This window comes from Streptomyces roseolilacinus (assembly GCF_014649335.1).
Taxonomy (GTDB): Bacteria; Actinomycetota; Actinomycetes; order Streptomycetales; family Streptomycetaceae; genus Streptomyces; species Streptomyces roseolilacinus.
On the sequence record NZ_BMSV01000007.1, the window covers coordinates 69368 to 85121 of the forward strand.

17 protein-coding genes are annotated in these 15754 nt (G+C 72.6%); 10 read left to right on the forward strand and 7 right to left on the reverse strand.

Annotated elements, in window-relative coordinates; translation table 11 throughout:
• Position 1: 1 nt before the first annotated feature.
• The 6 genes from ybeY (at position 2) to era (ending at position 4432) form a co-directional block, all read left to right on the forward strand.
• Complete coding sequence (gene ybeY, locus IE106_RS17970) at positions 2-499, forward strand: rRNA maturation RNase YbeY (RefSeq protein ID WP_189535216.1); 498 nt, start codon at positions 2-4, stop codon at positions 497-499.
• The gene (locus tag IE106_RS17975; protein WP_189535218.1) at positions 496-1791 is read left to right on the forward strand and encodes a hemolysin family protein; all 1296 of its coding nucleotides are present in this window, start codon (positions 496-498) and stop codon (positions 1789-1791) included. The genes ybeY and IE106_RS17975 overlap by 4 nt, the downstream gene beginning before the upstream one ends.
• Positions 1788-2144 carry an MmcQ/YjbR family DNA-binding protein gene (locus IE106_RS17980; protein WP_189535219.1) on the forward strand — a complete coding sequence of 119 codons (357 nt, stop codon included), beginning with the start codon at positions 1788-1790 and terminating at the stop codon, positions 2142-2144. The genes IE106_RS17975 and IE106_RS17980 overlap by 4 nt, the downstream gene beginning before the upstream one ends.
• Positions 2145-2267: 123 nt before the next feature.
• The gene (locus IE106_RS17985; protein ID WP_189535221.1) at positions 2268-2984 is read left to right on the forward strand and encodes a sensor domain-containing protein; all 717 of its coding nucleotides are present in this window, start codon (positions 2268-2270) and stop codon (positions 2982-2984) included.
• 58 nt (positions 2985-3042) lie between these two features.
• Complete coding sequence (locus IE106_RS17990) at positions 3043-3396, forward strand: cytidine deaminase-like protein (protein WP_189535223.1); 354 nt, start codon at positions 3043-3045, stop codon at positions 3394-3396.
• Between the two features lie 85 nt (positions 3397-3481).
• The gene (gene era, locus IE106_RS17995) at positions 3482-4432 is read left to right on the forward strand and encodes a GTPase Era (RefSeq protein ID WP_373295956.1); all 951 of its coding nucleotides are present in this window, start codon (positions 3482-3484) and stop codon (positions 4430-4432) included.
• 42 nt (positions 4433-4474) lie between these two features.
• On the opposite strand, the gene IE106_RS18000 is transcribed toward era, so the two are convergent.
• Both IE106_RS18000 and IE106_RS18005 read right to left on the reverse strand, forming a co-directional pair.
• Positions 4475-4759: a protealysin inhibitor emfourin gene (locus IE106_RS18000; protein ID WP_189535228.1), complete on the reverse strand. Its 285-nt coding sequence runs from the start codon at positions 4757-4759 to the stop codon at positions 4475-4477.
• Positions 4760-4769: 10 nt separating this feature from the next.
• Positions 4770-5846: a M4 family metallopeptidase gene (locus tag IE106_RS18005; protein ID WP_189535230.1), complete on the reverse strand. Its 1077-nt coding sequence runs from the start codon at positions 5844-5846 to the stop codon at positions 4770-4772.
• Between the two features lie 293 nt (positions 5847-6139).
• On the opposite strand from IE106_RS18005, the gene leuA reads away from it, so the two are divergent.
• Positions 6140-7909 (forward strand): 2-isopropylmalate synthase, encoded by a 1770-nt coding sequence (gene leuA, locus IE106_RS18010; protein ID WP_189535233.1) that lies wholly within the window; start codon positions 6140-6142, stop codon positions 7907-7909.
• A gap of 347 nt (positions 7910-8256) precedes the next feature.
• The gene (locus IE106_RS18015) at positions 8257-8961 is read left to right on the forward strand and encodes a TerB family tellurite resistance protein (protein ID WP_373295957.1); all 705 of its coding nucleotides are present in this window, start codon (positions 8257-8259) and stop codon (positions 8959-8961) included.
• A 63-nt stretch (positions 8962-9024) separates the two neighbouring features.
• Here the strand turns inward: IE106_RS18015 and IE106_RS18020 are convergent, their stop codons facing one another.
• Positions 9025-10392, reverse strand: coding sequence for an FAD-dependent oxidoreductase (locus IE106_RS18020; protein WP_189535237.1), 1368 nt, complete (start codon positions 10390-10392; stop codon positions 9025-9027).
• 316 nt (positions 10393-10708) lie between these two features.
• On the opposite strand from IE106_RS18020, the gene recO reads away from it, so the two are divergent.
• Positions 10709-11455: a DNA repair protein RecO gene (gene recO, locus IE106_RS18025; protein WP_189535239.1), complete on the forward strand. Its 747-nt coding sequence runs from the start codon at positions 10709-10711 to the stop codon at positions 11453-11455.
• 28 nt (positions 11456-11483) lie between these two features.
• On the forward strand, positions 11484-12344 hold the full coding sequence (locus tag IE106_RS18030) for an isoprenyl transferase (RefSeq protein ID WP_189535883.1): 861 nt from the start codon (positions 11484-11486) through the stop codon (positions 12342-12344).
• A 76-nt stretch (positions 12345-12420) separates the two neighbouring features.
• On the opposite strand, the gene IE106_RS18035 is transcribed toward IE106_RS18030, so the two are convergent.
• The 4 genes from IE106_RS18035 to IE106_RS18050 form a co-directional block, all read right to left on the reverse strand.
• The gene (locus IE106_RS18035; protein ID WP_189535241.1) at positions 12421-12840 is read right to left on the reverse strand and encodes a Fur family transcriptional regulator; all 420 of its coding nucleotides are present in this window, start codon (positions 12838-12840) and stop codon (positions 12421-12423) included.
• A gap of 117 nt (positions 12841-12957) precedes the next feature.
• Positions 12958-13848 (reverse strand): metal ABC transporter permease, encoded by an 891-nt coding sequence (locus tag IE106_RS18040; RefSeq protein ID WP_189535243.1) that lies wholly within the window; start codon positions 13846-13848, stop codon positions 12958-12960.
• A gap of 2 nt (positions 13849-13850) precedes the next feature.
• The gene (locus IE106_RS18045) at positions 13851-14615 is read right to left on the reverse strand and encodes a metal ABC transporter ATP-binding protein (protein WP_189535245.1); all 765 of its coding nucleotides are present in this window, start codon (positions 14613-14615) and stop codon (positions 13851-13853) included.
• A gap of 37 nt (positions 14616-14652) precedes the next feature.
• On the reverse strand, positions 14653-15663 hold the full coding sequence (locus IE106_RS18050) for a metal ABC transporter substrate-binding protein (protein WP_189535247.1): 1011 nt from the start codon (positions 15661-15663) through the stop codon (positions 14653-14655).
• Between the last annotated feature and the right edge of the window lie 91 nt (positions 15664-15754).

The window sequence follows — 15754 nt, forward strand, 5'->3', positions numbered from 1 at the left end:
CATGTCGATCGACGTCAACAACGAGTCCGGCACCGAGGTCGACGAGCAGGCGATCCTCGACGTCGCCCGCTACGCGCTCGCGCGGATGCGCATCCACCCCCTGTCCGAGCTGTCGGTGATCGTCGTGGACGCCGAGGCGATGGAGGAGCTGCACCTGCAGTGGATGGACCTGCCGGGTCCGACGGATGTCATGTCCTTCCCGATGGACGAACTGCGTCCGCCGTCGAAGGACGACGAGGAGCCCCCGCAGGGGCTCCTCGGTGACATCGTGCTCTGCCCCGAGGTCGCCGAGCGGCAGGGCCGCGAGGCGCCCACCCAGCACTCCATGGACGAGGAGCTGCAGCTGCTCACCGTCCACGGGGTGCTGCACCTCCTCGGCTACGACCACGAGGAGCCCGACGAGAAGGCCGAGATGTTCGGGCTCCAGGCGGCGATCGTCGACGGCTGGCGGGCGGAGAAGGGCCTGACCGGCCCCTCCCCGGCGCCGACCGTCTCATGACCGGTCAACTCGTCCTGGGGGCCGTGGCGCTGGTCGTGGTCGCGTGGCTCGCCGCCTGTGCGGAGGCGGGCCTCGCGCGCGTCTCCAGCTTCCGGGCCGACGAGGCGGTGCGGTCCGGGCGGCGCGGCGCGGCCAGGCTCGCCCAGGTGGCCTCCGACCCCACCCGGTACCTGAACGTGGCGCTGCTCGTCCGGGTCGCCTGCGAGACGGCCGCGGGCGCGCTCGTCACGTACGCCTGCCTGGAGGAGTTCCGGGAGACGTGGAGCGCGCTGGTCGTGGCGATCGGCGTGATGGTGCTCGTCTCGTACGTCGCCGTCGGCGTCTCGCCGCGCACCATCGGCCGCCAGCACCCGCTGAACACGGCGACGGCGGCGGCGTACGTGCTGCTGCCGCTGGCCCGCGTCATGGGGCCGGTCCCCCAGCTGCTGATCCTCATCGGCAACGCGCTCACCCCCGGCAAGGGCTTCCGCAAGGGGCCGTTCGCGTCCGAGGCGGAGCTGCGCGCCATGGTCGACCTGGCGGAGCAGGAGTCCCTCATCGAGGACGACGAGCGCCGCATGGTGCACTCGGTCTTCGAGCTGGGCGACACCCTGGTCCGCGAGGTGATGGTGCCGCGCACGGACCTGGTGTCGATCGAGCGGTACAAGACCGTCCGGCAGGCCCTGACCCTCGCGCTGCGTTCGGGCTTCTCGCGCATCCCGGTCACCGGGGAGAGCGAGGACGACGTGGTCGGCATCGTGTACCTGAAGGACCTGGTCCGCAAGACGCACATCAACCGGGAGTCGGAGGCCGACCTGGTGTCCACGACGATGCGGGCGGCGTCGTTCGTGCCGGACACCAAGAACGCCGGCGACCTGCTGCGCGAGATGCAGCGGGAGCGCAACCACTGCGCGGTGGTCATCGACGAGTACGGCGGCACGGCCGGGATCGTCACCATCGAGGACATCCTGGAGGAGATCGTCGGTGAGATCACCGACGAGTACGACCGCGAGCTGCCGCCCGTCGAGGAGCTCGGCGACGGCCGCTACCGGGTGACGGCCCGCCTCGACATCGGCGACCTCGGCGAGCTGTTCGGGCTCGACGCCTACGACGACGAGGACGTGGAGACGGTCGGCGGGCTGCTCGCCAAGGCGCTCGGCCGCGTCCCGATCGCCGGGGCGACGGCCGTGGTCGACCTGCCCGACGGACGGGCGCTGCGGCTGACCGCCGAGTCCCCGGCGGGCCGCCGCAACAGGATCGTGACCGTGCTGGCCGAGCCGGTGCCGCCGGAGCCGGAGGACGAGGCCGCGTGACCCCCGAGCAGCTGAGGGCGTTCTGCCTGGACTTCGACGCCGCGGTGGAGGAGTTCCCCTTCGGCCCGCGGACCTCGGTCTTCAAGGTCGGCGGGAGGATGTTCGCCCTCGGCGCGCTCGACGCGCGGCCGCTCACCGTGAACCTCAAGTGCGAGCCGGAGAACGCGGTCCGCCTGCGGGCCGAGCACCCGGACGCCGTCGTCCCCGGCTACCACATGAACAAGCGGCACTGGAACACGGTGACGGTCTCCGGGCTGCCGGCGGCCCTGGTCAGGGAGTTGATCGAGGACTCCTACGACCTGGTCGTCGCCGGCCTGCCGAGGGCCGAGCGGCCGCGCCGGGACCGGCCGTAGCCCCACGCGGAGTGGTCGTCGGTGGCGGCGGTTATCCTCACTGCGGCCCGCGAGGGCGGGGAGGGGGGAACCGCTGGCTCCCCGAGATCACTACTGTTGTTGGGGAGTCGAATCCTTATGCGTATGCGTATGCGTCGTGGCGCCGTCGTGGCGCTCACCACGTCCGCCCTGTTCCTGACCGCCGCGTGCGGCGGCTCGTCCGAGAAGAAGGACGACCAGCCGAAGGCCGCCGAGAGCGGCGGCAGCGCCGAGCAGAAGCCCGCCGCCGCCGCGCTCACCGACGCGCAGATGAAGGCGGGCCTCCTGGAGGTCGCCGACCTGCCGACCGGCTGGAAGGTCGAGCCGGCCGCCTCCTCGGACGACCGGCCGCAGGCGGAGAAGCCCGAGTGCCGGCCGCTGGCGCTGCTGATGTCCGCCAAGATCGACGGCGCCACGATGGGCGGGAACCGCGAGTTCGCCCGGGGGAACGACAGCGCGATGCTGGCCCAGCAGATCTTCACCTACGCCGACGGCGCCGCCGCGACCGCCTTCGTCAAGAGCGTGACCGACGCCATCGGCCCGTGCGCGACCTTCACGACCGCCCAGGACGGCGAGAAGATGACGATCACCTCGCAGAAGCTGACCGTCCCGCAGGTCGGCGAGGAGGCCGTCGGCGTGCGGCTGACCATGGACATCCCGCAGCTCGGCATGAAGCTGGAGTCCGACGTGCTGGTCGCCCGCCAGGGAGCCGGCCTGACGCGCCTGGCGTACGTCCCGATGGGCGGGAAGCCCGACCACTCGGCCTTCGAGGATCTGGCCAAGCGCGGTGGCGACAAGTTCGCCAAGGGCGCCCAGGGCTGAGGCCCCCGACGTCCGGGGCGGCCGGGGTCTCCCCGGCCGCCCTGCTTATGCTCGGGACATGACGCAGAGCACCGAACTCGACCCCGAGGACCGCAAGATCATCACGCTGGCGCGCAGCGCCCGTGCCCGCAACGGCGTGCCCGAGGGCGCGGCGGTCCGGGACGAGACCGGGCGGACGTACGTCGCCGGGACGGTCGCGCTGGAGTCGCTCCGGCTGAGCGCGCTGCAGACCGCCGTGGCGATGGCCGTGGCCAGCGGGGCGAAGTCCCTGGAGGCGGCGGCCGTCGTCTCCGACGCGGAGGCCGTCTCCGACGCCGACCGCGCCGCCGTCCGCGACCTGGGCGGCCCCGCCACCCCGGTCCTCCTCGCCGGCCCCGACGCGGCGGTGCGCGCCCGGGTGACGGCGGGCTGACGACCGGCCGCGGGGCACGGGCCGCGGGCCCGCGCGCGGCGGGCCGGGTCCCGCGCGGTACGTGGCCGTGCCGGGATCGGGGAGAATGGCTGCCATGAGCGTTCGTAAACCAGAAACCGAAGCGACCCACCGCGCGGGCTTCGCCTGCTTCGTCGGGCGCCCCAACGCCGGCAAGTCCACCCTCACGAACGCTCTGGTCGGTCAGAAGGTGGCCATCACCTCCAACCGGCCCCAGACGACCCGGCACACCGTGCGCGGCATCGTGCACCGGCCCGAGGCGCAGCTCGTGCTGGTCGACACCCCGGGCCTGCACAAGCCGCGCACCCTCCTCGGCGAGCGGCTCAACGACATCGTCCGCACGACGTGGGCGGAGGTCGACGTGATCGGCTTCTGCCTGCCCGCCGACCAGAAGGTCGGCCCCGGCGACCGGTTCATCGCCAAGGAGCTGGCGGGGGTCAAGAAGACCCCGAAGATCGCGATCGTCACGAAGACCGACCTCGTCGACTCCAAGACGCTCGCCGAGCAGCTCATCGCCATCGACCGGCTCGGCGAGGAGCTGGGCATCGAGTGGGCGGAGATCGTCCCGGTGTCGGCCGTCGGGGACAAGCAGGTCCAGCTCCTCGCCGACCTGCTGGTCCCGCTGCTGCCCGAGGGGCCGGCGCTGTACCCCGAGGGCGACCTCACCGACGAGCCCGAGCAGGTCATGGTCGCCGAGCTGATCCGCGAGGCCGCGCTGGAGGGCGTGCGGGACGAGCTGCCGCACTCCATCGCGGTGGTCGTCGAGGAGATGCTGCCCCGCGAGGACCGTCCCGCCGACAAGCCGCTGCTGGACATCCACGCCAACGTCTACATCGAGCGCCCCAGCCAGAAGGGCATCATCATCGGCCCCAAGGGCAAGCGCCTGAAGGAGGTCGGCATCAAGTCCCGCAAGCACATCGAGGCCCTGCTCGGCACGCCGGTCTTCCTCGACCTGCACGTCAAGGTCGCGAAGGACTGGCAGCGCGACCCCAGGCAGCTGCGGAAGCTCGGGTTCTGACGCCACCGGACCGGCGGGCCGCGTGCCGCGGGAGGGCGCGCGTCAGGCGCCCTCCCGCAGCACGCGGGAGACCAGCTCCCGCTGGGCCTCGGTCAGGTGCGGCTCCGCGCAGCGGACCGTGCGGCCGTCGACCGTGATCTCGTAGCCGAAGCCGTCCGGCATCCCGGGCGCGCCCCGCGCCGCGCCCCCCGCCCCATCCCCGGCCCCCTCCAGGGCGGCCCCGGCCAGGGCGTGCCAGGAGTCCGCGTCGGGCCGGCCGGCGGTGTCCACCGCCGCCCGGCGCTCGATGCCCGCGAAGCCGCCCGTACGTCGCACCTCGATACGCATGGCTCCTGTCCTACCCCCTGGTGGGCACCCCCACCGTCGACCACGCCTTGAGCACCGCCTCGGTCTCCGCGCCGTCGTCGCCGAACCGCTCGCGCGCCGCCGCGACCGTCAGCCGGGCGAACGTCGCGAAGTCGGCCGTCTCCTTGAGCTTGCCGCCCGTCAGCACGTCGTACCAGATCTGCCCGGCCCGCTCCCAGGCGTGCCCGCCCAGCGCCGTGGCCGCCAGGTAGAAGGCGTGGTTGGGGATGCCCGAGTTGATGTGCACCCCGCCGTTGTCGGCGGCCGTTTCGACGTAGTCCTCCATCTTCGCGGGCTGCGGGTCCTTGCCGAGGACGTCATCGTCGTACGCCGTGCCGGGGGCCTTCATGGAGCGCAGCGCCACGCCCCGCACCCGGTCCGTCAGCAGGCCCGCACCGATCAGCCAGTCCGCCTCCTCGGCGGTCTGCCCCAGCGCGTACTGCTTGACCAGCGTCCCGAAGACGTCCGACACGGACTCGTTGAGCGCGCCCGGCTGGCTGAAGTAGGCGAGGTTCGCGGTGTACTGCGTGACGCCGTGGGCCAGCTCGTGGCCGATCACGTCGACCGGGAGGGTGAAGTCCCCGAAGACCTCGCCGTCGCCGTCGCCGAACACCATCTGCTCGCCGTTCCAGAAGGCGTTGCCGTACTCCCGGTCGTAGTGCACCGTCGCGTCCAGCGGCAGCCCGGCGCCGTCGATGGAGTCCCGCCCGTAGACGCGGAGGAACAGCTCGAACGTCGCGCCGAGCCCGGCGTACGCGCGGTTGACGGTCGCGTCCCCGGTGGGCCCGTCGCCCTCGGCGCGGACCTTCCTGCCGGGCAGGCGGGTGCGCTGCTCGGCGTCGAAGACCGTGCGGCGCGGCTCGCCCGAGGCCGCCGGCGTGCCGCGCGGGGCGGGGCGGACGCCGGTGACCGTGGTGAGGCGGCGGGCCGTGCGGTTCGCCTCGTCGGTGACGAGGGTGCGGCGGGCGGCCGCGGCGACGGCGGGGTCGGCGGAGCGGGCCAGCCGGTCGAGGAGGTGCGGCGGGACGATCGTGCAGAACACCCGGGTGGGGGAGTGGTACGCAGTCATGTGTGGCAATGTGGCATCGTGTCATCGCCATGTCACCGAATGCGACGGTGATTGACGAGAAGGAGTGATAACTCACCATTCGACGGTTGGTGGGCCGCAGTCCCGCATACTGAAACGGCACCTCCGCCTCCGCCGCCCCTGGGCTACGCTGCTGCGCATCATGCGTTTCGGGCTGCTTCTCCTTAGCTGCCGCGGCGAGGGCCTGTAGTCGTAGGCCGACCCCCTCCCCGCGGAGTCTGGTGCTGCTTCGACCCGTCGGCCGTCCTCTCACCGGACCCGAGGAGCCCTACGCAATGTCCCAGCCCACCGCTCAGCCCGTCGGCCGTCGCACGCCCCTCACCACCGCGACGCACACGCAGAAGCCGTCCGGGATGCCGATCCACAAGTACGGCGCGTACGAGGCCGTCGACCTCCCCGACCGCACCTGGCCGGACCGCCGGATCACCAAGGCGCCGCGCTGGCTGTCGACCGACCTGCGGGACGGCAACCAGGCACTGATCGACCCGATGTCCCCGGCCCGCAAGCGCGCGATGTTCGACCTGCTCGTCCGCATGGGCTACAAGGAGATCGAGGTCGGCTTCCCGTCCTCCGGCGAGACCGACTTCGCGTTCGTCCGGTCGATCATCGAGGAGGGCGCGATCCCCGAGGACGTGACGATCTCCGTACTGACCCAGGCCCGCGAGGACCTGATCGAGCGGACCGTCGAGTCCCTGCGCGGCGCCCACAGGGCGACCGTGCACCTGTACAACGCGACGGCCCCGGTCTTCCGCCGGGTCGTCTTCCGCGGCTCCAAGGACGACATCCGGCAGATCGCCGTGGACGGCACCCGCCTGGTGATGGAGTACGCCGACAAGGTCCTCGGCGACGACACGGTCTTCGGCTACCAGTACAGCCCGGAGATCTTCACCGACACCGAGCTGGACTTCGCGCTGGAGGTCTGCGAGGGCGTCATGGACGTCTGGCAGCCCGAGGAGGGCCGCGAGATCATCCTGAACCTGCCCGCGACCGTGGAGCGCTCGACGCCGTCCACGCACGCGGACCGGTTCGAGTGGATGTCCCGCAACCTGTCCCGCCGCGAGTTCGTCTGCCTGTCCGCGCACCCGCACAACGACCGCGGCACGGCCGTCGCGGCGGCGGAGCTGGCCGTCATGGCCGGCGCCGACCGCATCGAGGGCTGCCTGTTCGGGCAGGGCGAGCGCACCGGCAACGTCGACCTGGTCACCCTGGGCATGAACCTGTTCAGCCAGGGCGTCGACCCGCAGATCGACTTCTCGCAGATCGACGAGATCCGCCGGACCTCCGAGTACTGCAACCAGATGGAGGTCCACCCGCGCCACCCCTACGCGGGGGACCTGGTCTACACCGCCTTCTCCGGCTCCCACCAGGACGCCATCAAGAAGGGCTTCGACGCGATGGAGGCGGACGCCGCGGCCGCCGGCCGGACCGTCGACGAGATCGAGTGGGCCGTCCCGTACCTGCCGATCGACCCGAAGGACGTCGGCCGGTCCTACGAGGCCGTCATCCGGGTCAACTCGCAGTCCGGCAAGGGCGGCATCGCGTACGTCCTGAAGAACGACCACAAGCTGGACCTGCCGCGCCGGATGCAGATCGAGTTCTCGCGGATCATCCAGGCGAAGACCGACGCCGAGGGCGGCGAGGTCACCCCGGCCGACATCTGGGCCGTCTTCCAGGACGAGTACCTGCCCAACCCGGACAACCCGTGGGGCCGCATCCAGCTGCGGTCCGGGCAGACCATCACCGACAAGGACGGCACGGACACGCTGACCGTCGAGGCCGTCGTCGACGGCGCCGACACGGTGCTGACCGGCTCCGGCAACGGCCCGATCTCCGCGTTCTTCGACGCGCTGAACACCGTCGGGGTCGACGTACGGCTGCTGGACTACCAGGAGCACACGATGAGCGAAGGCGCCTCCGCACAGGCCGCCTCGTACATCGAATGCGCCATCGACGGCAAGGTGCTGTGGGGCATCGGCATCGACGCCAACACCACCCGCGCCTCGCTGAAGGCGGTCATCTCGGCCGTCAACCGCTCCGCGCGCTGACGGGCCCCGGACCGCCCTCCCGCGGGGCGGCGCGCGCGGGCGCCGGGGGAAGGGCGTGCTCAGGGCCCCGCGCCCGCGCGCGACCGCCCCTCCGGCACCCGCGCGCCCCCGCGGATCCACGGGCGGGCCGGGGGCGCGCCCCCGGCCTCCCCGCGCCCTCCCGACCCCTCGGCCCCACCCCCGGCGGCCCCCCTCCCCGCGCCCCCGCAGGGCCGTGCTCCGCCCGCCGGGGGCGGGGTTCGGCCATGTCCGTGGCGTTCTCACGACGAGGTGCTGACGCCGCATCATCGATGTGGCTAACATCACGTCCACGTCGGCAAGGTGGCCGAGGCGTCAGGAGGTGCGACGTGCTGCCAGCGCGGGAACCACACGGCCCGAGTGACCGGAGACTCCGCATGTGGTCCGTCCACACCTCGTGGCACACGATCGGCGACGGCGAGTTCTTCTGCCCCGGCTGCGGTGGCGACCGCAACTACCGGCGCCGCACGGGCCGCCGCCGTCTCACCGTCCTCGGCGTCCCGCTGCTGTCGCGCGGGCCGGCGGGCCCGGTCGTCGAGTGCGCCGCCTGCCACGACCGGTTCGGCACGGAGGTGCTGGACCACCCCACGACGGCCCGGTTCTCGGCGATGCTCCGCGACGCCGTGCACACCGTGGCCCTCGCGGTCCTCGCCGCCGGGGGCACGTCGTCGCCCACGACCGTGCGGACCGCCGTCCTTGCCGTACGGGCCGCCGGGTACGACGACTGCACGGCCGACAGCCTCACCGGCCTCGTCGAGGCGCTGGCCGCCGACACCGGCCGCTACCTCGCGGACGTCGACGGGCCCTGCGGCGCCGCCCTCGCCATCGAGCTGCACGAGGCGCTGGAACCGCTCGCCCCGCACCTGGCGGCCGCCGGGCGGGAGTCGATCCTCCTCCAGGGCGCCCGCATCGCCCTGGCGGACGGCGCGTACATCCAGGCCGAGCTGGACGTGCTCACCACCGTGGGCAACGCCCTGCTCCTGAGACCCGAGGACACGGCCCGGCTCATGGAAGCGGCGCGCGCCCCGTTCTGAGCGCCCCCGCCGTGGCGGGGAGCGTCAGGACGGGGCGCGCGCCGCGGTCCGTCGGCCGCCGGGTCAGACCTCGACGCCGCTCGCCCGCAGCATCTCCTCGCGCTCCACGATCTTCACGCGCTCGCGGCCCTCGGCCTCGCCGCGGGCCCGCTCGGCCGCGTCCAGCCGGTACCAGCCGTCCCACGTCGTGTACGCGACGCCCTTGCCCTCCAGGAACTCCACCACGGCGTCCTCGCCCGGCGCGTCCGGCGTGTGCAGCCGGCCCTCGCGGTGGTCCTCCAGCAGGTTCGCGACGGTCTCGTTGGCGTCGCCCTTGGTGTGGCCGATCAGACCGATCGGGCCGCGCCGGATCCAGCCGGTCACGTACGTGGACGTGACGTGCTCGCCGCCCTGCACCACCCGGCCGCCCTCGTCCGGGACGGTGCCGGAGGCGGCGTCCCACGGCAGCTTGGGCAGCTCCTCGGAGAGGTAGCCCACCGCGCGGTACACGGCCTGGACGTCCCAGGTGGTGAACTCGCCGGTCCCCTTCACGTTGCCGGTGCCGTCCAGCTCGGTGCGCTCGGTGCGCAGGCCGGTGACCCTGCCGTCCTCGCCGACGATCTCGGCGGGCGACTCGAAGAAGTGCAGGAACAGCTTGTGCGGCCGGTCGCCGACGTCGCGGATCGCCCAGTTCTCCAGGGTCTTGGCGACCATGTCGACCTGCTTGTTGGAGCGCCGCGCCTCGATGGACCCCTGGTCGTAGTCGATGTCCTCGGGGTTGACGATGACCTCGATGCTCGGGGAGTGGTCCAGCTCGCGCAGCTCCATGGGGCTGAACTTCGCCTGGGCCGGGCCGCGGCGGCCGAAGACGTGGACCTCCAGCGCCTTGTTGGCCTTCAGGCCCTCGTAGACGTTCGGCGGGATCTCGGTCGGCAGCAGCTCGTCGGCGGTCTTGGCGAGGACGCGCGCCACGTCCAGGGCGACGTTGCCGACGCCCAGCACCGCGACCTTCTCGGCCTCCAGGGGCCAGGTGCGCGGCACGTCGGGGTGGCCGTCGTACCAGGAGACGAAGTCGGCGGCGCCGTACGAGCCGTCGAGGTCGACGCCGGGTATGCGCAGCTCCCGGTCGGCGTCGGCGCCCGTGGAGAAGACCACGGCGTCGTAGAAGGCGCGCAGGTCGTCCAGGGTGATGTCGGACGGGTAGGAGACGTTGCCGAAGAGGCGGACCTGCGGCTTGTCCAGGACCTGGTGGAGGGCGGTGACGATGCCCTTGATCCGCGGGTGGTCGGGGGCGACGCCGTACCGGATGAGGCCGAACGGCGCCGGCATCCGCTCGAACAGGTCGATGGAGACACCCGGGTCGCCGGCGGCCTCGGACTTCAGCAGCGCGTCAGCGGCGTAGATACCGGCCGGGCCGGCACCGACGATCGCGACCCGCAGGGGGCGGGGCATGGCAGGTTCCCTTCGACAGTCAGCACTTCTCGCCCGCCAGCCTCACAAGCACAGGGGTGGAGCGGTACCCGCTTCGGAGCTATGACCACATAAGGCGGACTTATGGGTCCCCGAAGTGAGGGTTGGGGGAGGCGGCCCGGTTGGGCCGTGATCACCACCCTATGGGGGGCCTTTCCGGCGCCCCGCGCCGGGGGTCGGCGTCCGGAGCGGGGCGCCGGAGGGGAGCGCGGGGAGGGAGGCCGGGGCGGGGGCCCGGAGCGGTGGGCGGCGCGGTGGGCCGGGGCCGGCGCCCCGTCCCGTACGGGACAATGGGGCCATGAGTCTGTTCCGGGATGACGGCGTCGTGCTGCGCACGCAGAAGCTGGGCGAGGCCGACCGGATCATCACGTTCCTCACCCGGGGCCACGGGCGCGTACGGGCCGTCGCGCGCGGGGTGCGCCGCACCAAGTCGAAGTTCGGCGCCCGGCTCGAACCCTTCTCCCACGTGGACGTCCAGTTCTTCGCCCGCGGCTCCGAACTCGTCGGGCGCGGCCTGCCGCTGTGCACGCAGACGGAGACCATCGCCGCGTACGGCGGCGGCATCGTCACCGACTACGCCCGCTACACGGCCGGCACGGCCATGCTGGAGACGGCCGAGCGGTTCACCGACCACGAGGGCGAGCCCGCCGTCCAGCAGTACCTGCTGCTCGTCGGCGCCCTGCGCACCCTCGCGCGCGGCGAGCACGCCCCGCACCTCGTCCTCGACGCCTTCCTGCTGCGCTCGCTCGCCGTCAACGGCTACGCGCCCTCCTTCGAGGACTGCGCCCGCTGCGGCATCCACGGGCCGAACCGCTTCTTCTCGGTCGCGGCGGGCGGCGTGGTCTGCGCCGACTGCCGGGTGCCCGGCAGCGTCGTACCCTCGGCGGAGGCGGTCGGCCTGCTCAGCGCGCTGCTGACCGGCGACTGGGAGACGGCGGACGCGTGCGAACCGCGCCACGTCAGGGAGGGGAGCGGACTGGTGTCCGCCTATCTGCACTGGCACCTGGAGCGCGGGCTGCGTTCGCTCCGCTACGTGGAGAAGTAGAGAACTAGGAGATGTGAGCCGCATGGCCATGGCACGACGCGGAATCCTCGGGCGCTCCAGGCGCCAGCACAAGGACCCCGAGCCGCACCCGTCCGGCGCGCGCCCGCCGAAGATCCCCGGCGAGATGGTGCCCGACCACGTGGCGATCATCATGGACGGCAACGGCCGCTGGGCCAAGGACCGCGGCCTGCCCCGCACCGAGGGCCACAAGGTCGGCGCCGAGCGCGTCCTGGACGTGCTCCAGGGCGCGATCGAGGTGGGCGTCGGCAGCATCTCCCTGTACGCGTTCTCCACCGAGAACTGGCGGCGCTCCCCCGACGAGGTGCGCTTCCTGATGAACTTCAACCGGGACTTCATCCGCAAGACCCGCGACGAGCTCGACGCGCTCGGCATCCGGGTCCGCTGGGCCGGCCGCATGCCCAAGCTGTGGAAGTCGGTCGCCCAGGAGCTCCAGATCGCCCAGGAGCAGACCAAGGACAACGACCGCCTCACGCTGTACTTCTGCATGAACTACGGCGGCCGCGCCGAGATCGCGGACGCGGCGCAGGCCCTCGCCGCGGACGTGAAGGCCGGCCGGCTGGACCCGGCGAAGGTCACCGAGAAGACCTTCGCCAAGTACCTGTACTACCCGGACATGCCGGACGTGGACCTGTTCCTGCGGCCGAGCGGCGAACAGCGCACGTCCAACTACCTGCTGTGGCAGAGCGCGTACGCCGAGATGGTCTTCCAGGACGTGCTGTGGCCCGACTTCGACCGCCGCGACCTGTGGCGGGCCTGCCTGGAGTACGCCCAGCGCGACCGCCGCTTCGGCGGCGCCGTGCCGAACGAGCAGCTCCTCGCGATGGAGGCCGCGATGCGGGGCGACGAGGGCCCCGCCGCCGGGGGCTGAGCCCGGCCGGCCGCCGTACGCGCGAAGGGCGCGGCTCCCCGGGAGCCGCGCCCTTCCCCGTCCCGCCCGCCGGGGATCAGCCCCGGGGCACCGCCGCGCAGTCCGCGCACGTGCCGAAGATCTCGACCGTGTGCGCCACGTTCACGAAGCCGTGCTCGGCGGCGACCGACTCGGCCCACTCCTCGACGGCCGGGCCCTCCACCTCGACGGCCTTGCCGCAGCCGCGGCACACCAGGTGGTGGTGGTGCTCGCCGGTCGAGCAGCGGCGGTAGACGGCCTCGCCGTCGCTGGTGCGCAGCACGTCGACCTCGCCCGCGTCGGCGAGCGACTGCAACGTGCGGTAGACCGTCGTCAGGCCCACGGAGTCCCCGCGGTGCTTGAGCATGTCGTGCAGCTCCTGGGCGCTGCGGAACTCGTCCACCTCGTTCAGCGCCGCCGCGACGGCGGCGCGCTGCCGGGTCGACCGTGCACGTACGCCGGATCCTGCCGTCGCCACAGGTGCCTCCTTGCCTCGGCCCGCTGACTCGTACGTCTCGTACGTCCGCTTACGTCGGGCCATTCTGCCAGGCCCCGTGCCGGGGCCCCGCAGCCGTGATGCCGTCACTCGGCCGATTCAGACCTTGACGTCGTCCGCCGTCCCGGGGGACGGCCGCACGCCGTCGTACGCGCCCGTCGCGGCCCCGGCCGTCCGCGCGCGGCGCCGGGCCAGCGGCGCGGCCAGCGCGGTGAACACCACGAACACGGCGATGGCCAGCAGCACGATCGTCGCACCGGGCGGGACGTCCTGGTAGTACGTGGTGACGGTGCCGGCCAGCGTCACCGCCGTCCCGATGAGCACCGCCACCGCGAACGTGGCGCGGAAGCTCCGCGTCAGCTGCTGCGCCGCCGCCACGGGCACCACCATCAGGGCGCTGACCAGCAGCAGCCCGACGACGCGCATGGCGACGGTCACGGTCACCGCGGCCGTCACGGCGACGAGCAGGTTCAGTGCCCGCACCGGCAGGCCGGTCACCCGCGCGAACTCCTCGTCCTGGCTGACGGCGAACAGCTGGCGGCGCAGCCCCAGCGAGACCGCCAGGACGAACGCCGCGAGCACGCAGATCGCGACCACGTCCTCCTGGGACACCGTCGCCAGCGAACCGAACAGGTAGCTGACCAGGTTCGCGTTGGAGCCGTCCGGGGAGAGGCTGGTCAGCAGCACGCCGCCGGCCATGCCGCCGTAGAAGAGCAGGGCGAGCGCGATGTCGCCGCGCGTGCGCCCGTACATGCGGATCAGCTCCATCAGGACGGCGCCGGCGATCGAGACGAGCCCGGCGACCCACACGGGGTTGGCCGACATCAGGAAGCCGAGGCCGACGCCGGTCATGGCGACATGGCCGATTCCGTCGCCCATCAGGGCCTGCCGCCGCTGCACCAGGTGGATGCCGACGGCCGGAGCGGTGACGCCGACCAGGACGGCGGCGAGGAGCGCCCGCTGCATGAACGCGTGGTCGAGGAATTCCATGGTCAGGTCAGCAGTCCCGTGCGGAGCGGCTCGTCGGCCGCGTGCGGATGTACGTGGTCGTGGCCGGGCAGCGCGTGCTGGCCGACGGCCTCCGGGGGCGGCCCGTCGTGGACGACGCACCCGTCGCGCAGGACGACCGCGCGGTCGATCAGCGGCTCCAGCGGGCCCAGCTCGTGCAGGACGAGCAGCACGGTCGTGCCGGCCGCGACCTGCTCGCGCAGGGTCGCGGCGAGGACCTCCTGGCTGGCCAGGTCGACGCCCGCCATCGGCTCGTCCATGATCAGCAGCTCCGGCTCGGAGGCGAGGGCCCGGGCGATCAGCACCCGCTGGTGCTGGCCGCCGGAGAGCGCCCACACCGAGTCCTTCGCCCGGTCGGCGAGCCCGACCAGCTCGATGGCCCGGTCCACGGCCGCGCGGTCCGCCCTGGACGGCCGGCGCAGCTTCGTGCGCGAGAGCCGCCCGGACGACACGACCTCGCGGACCGTCGCCGGGACGCCGCTGGCGGCCGTGGTGCGCTGCGGTACGTAGCCGACGCGCGCCCAGTCGCGGAAGCGGCGCAGGTCGGTGCCGAACAGGGAGACCGTGCCGCCGGTGAGCGGCACCTGGCCGATGACGGAGCGGACGGCGGTGGACTTGCCGGAGCCGTTGGCGCCGAGCAGGGCGACGACCTCACCGCGGCGGACGGCGAGGTCGACGCCGCGCAGCACGGGGCGGGAGCCCAGCGTGGCCGTGGCCGCCCGGACGGAGATGACGGGCTCGCTGCTCACCGTGCCTCCAGGGGGTGTGCGGGAAGGGAAGGGCGGGTCACTTCGCGCCGAGGGCCTTCTGGAGGGCCGCCAGGTTGGACTGCATGACCTCGAGGTAGTCAGCGCCCTTGGACCGCTCGGTGATTCCCTCCAGCGGGTCCAGGACGTCGGTCTTCAGGCCGGTGTCCTTCGCGAGGGTCCTGGCGGTCCGGTCGCTGGCGAGGGTCTCGAAGAAGACGGTGGTGACCTTCTCCTTCTTCGCGACGGCCTGGAGCTCCTTGACGCGGGCGGGGCTGGGCTCCGACTCGGGGTCGACGCCGGAGATGCCCTCCTGGTCCAGGCCGTAGCGCTCGGCGAGGTAGCCGAACGCGGAGTGGGTGGTGATGAACGTGCGGGTCGTGGTGTTCTTCAGGCCCGCGCGGAACCGGCCGTCGAGGGCGTCGAGCTTCTTCACCAGCTCGTCGGTGTTCTTCTCGTACGTCGCGGCGTTGGCCGGGTCGGCCTTGGCGAGGCGCTCGCCGACGCCCTTGGCGACCTCCGCGTACTTCACCGGGTCGAGCCAGACGTGCGGGTCGCCGCCGGCCTCGGTCGCGTGGTCGTGCTCGTGCTCCCCGGCGGGGGACTCCTCGGCGTGGGTCTCCCCGGCGTGGGCCTCGTCCTCGTGGCCGGTGTGGTCCTCGTGGGTGCCGTGCGTCTCCAGGGTGGTGAGCGTGGCCGCGTCCACCGTGTTCTCGACGCCCGCCTGCTTGATCGCCTCGTCGACGGCGGGCTGGAGGCCCTTGAGGTAGAGGATGAAGCCGGCGTCGCCGAGGTCGGCTATCTGGCGCGGCTTGAGCTCCAGGTCGTGCGGCTCGACTCCGGGCCGGGTCAGCGTGGTCACGGAGACCTTGTCGCCGCCGATCTGTTCGGCGAGGAACTGCATCGGGTAGAACGACGCCACGACGTCCAGTTTGCCGTCTTTGCCCTTCTCCGCACCTCCGGAGGAGCCGGAGCAGGCGGAGAGGGCGACCAGGCCGAGGGCGGCGGCGCCGGCGACGGCGGCGGTGGATATGGGGCGTCGTACGTTCATGACACTCATTTTCAACTTTCCTGGAAACGATTGTCAACAAAGCGGGCAAGTGGCCCCCGCCACCCACCGATTTGATCCCAAGGGCTCGCGC

Coding starts and splice junctions, on each gene's coding strand:
- ybeY (WP_189535216.1), top strand. CDS start 2: ATGTCGATCGACGTCAACAACGAGTCCGGCACCGAGGTCGACGAGCAG.
- IE106_RS17975 (WP_189535218.1), top strand. CDS start 496: ATGACCGGTCAACTCGTCCTGGGGGCCGTGGCGCTGGTCGTGGTCGCG.
- IE106_RS17985 (WP_189535221.1), top strand. CDS start 2,268: ATGCGTATGCGTCGTGGCGCCGTCGTGGCGCTCACCACGTCCGCCCTG.
- IE106_RS17990 (WP_189535223.1), top strand. CDS start 3,043: ATGACGCAGAGCACCGAACTCGACCCCGAGGACCGCAAGATCATCACG.
- era (WP_373295956.1), top strand. CDS start 3,482: ATGGCTGCCATGAGCGTTCGTAAACCAGAAACCGAAGCGACCCACCGC.
- IE106_RS18000 (WP_189535228.1), bottom strand. CDS start 4,759: ATGCGTATCGAGGTGCGACGTACGGGCGGCTTCGCGGGCATCGAGCGC.
- IE106_RS18005 (WP_189535230.1), bottom strand. CDS start 5,846: ATGACTGCGTACCACTCCCCCACCCGGGTGTTCTGCACGATCGTCCCG.
- leuA (WP_189535233.1), top strand. CDS start 6,140: ATGTCCCAGCCCACCGCTCAGCCCGTCGGCCGTCGCACGCCCCTCACC.
- IE106_RS18020 (WP_189535237.1), bottom strand. CDS start 10,392: ATGCCCCGCCCCCTGCGGGTCGCGATCGTCGGTGCCGGCCCGGCCGGT.
- recO (WP_189535239.1), top strand. CDS start 10,709: ATGAGTCTGTTCCGGGATGACGGCGTCGTGCTGCGCACGCAGAAGCTG.
- IE106_RS18030 (WP_189535883.1), top strand. CDS start 11,484: ATGGCACGACGCGGAATCCTCGGGCGCTCCAGGCGCCAGCACAAGGAC.
- IE106_RS18040 (WP_189535243.1), bottom strand. CDS start 13,848: ATGGAATTCCTCGACCACGCGTTCATGCAGCGGGCGCTCCTCGCCGCC.
- IE106_RS18050 (WP_189535247.1), bottom strand. CDS start 15,663: ATGAACGTACGACGCCCCATATCCACCGCCGCCGTCGCCGGCGCCGCC.